Raw genomic sequence first — 719 nt, 5'->3', positions numbered from 1 at the left:
AGAAGAATACCATCTCCGCCTGTGTACATACCCGGCAGACGGTTACGGACGGGCAAACGGTACGTTTCCGTCTCTTGGAGCCGATGCTGGTATCCGGTAGGGAAATCCCTCGGAACACCTCGGTGGTCGGCGTGGCGAAGATACAGGGTGAACGCCTGAACGTACTCATCTCTTCGCTGGAATATCACGGGAACATCATCCCCGTGGAGTTGGCGGTGTACGATACGGACGGACAAGCTGGGATATTCATCCCCGGCTCGATGGAGCGCAGTGCCGCGAAGGAGATTGTCGCAGGAATGGGTACTTCCGCAGGCAGCAGTATGAACTTCTCCACTGATGCGGGCGCACAGCTTGCCGCTGATTTGGGGAAGGGACTGATACAAGGCACCTCGCAGTATTTCTCTAAGAAAATGCGTACCGTCAAGGTGCATCTGAAGGCTGGTTACAAGGTATTGCTCTACCAATCGGACAACAAGTAATTCACAGTTATTATTCACCACTTTAATCCAAAGTAAAAATGAAAAGAACAGTTTTAGCCATCGCCCTGATGCTGGGCGCAGTCTGTGCCAACGCACAGGAAACAACTTCAAGCGGAGATCTCTATCAGGGGCTGACTCGCAAAATTGCCTTTGAGCGGATGATACCACCCCACGGTTTGGAAATTACCTACGATAAGACGGTGCACATCATCTTCCCCTCTGCCGTGCGCTATGTGGATC

General features: G+C 52.3%; 1 protein-coding gene and 1 pseudogene. Both read left to right on the top strand.

Going from position 1 to position 719, the window contains the following annotated elements; all coding sequences use genetic code 11:
* A partial coding sequence (gene traM / locus BN93_RS16050) for a conjugative transposon protein TraM (RefSeq protein WP_019189285.1) occupies window positions 1-479 on the top strand: 479 nt, incomplete at its 5' end.
* Between the two features lie 38 nt (window positions 480-517).
* Window positions 518-719 (top strand): annotated as a pseudogene (locus BN93_RS16045) (conjugative transposon protein TraN); the annotation flags it as partial.

It is taken from the genome of Prevotella conceptionensis 9403948 (assembly GCF_000312305.1).
GTDB classification, from domain to species: Bacteria; Bacteroidota; Bacteroidia; order Bacteroidales; family Bacteroidaceae; genus Prevotella; species Prevotella conceptionensis.
The sequence above is the reverse complement of the archived record's forward strand: the minus strand, read 5'-3'. Positions and strand labels throughout refer to the sequence as shown.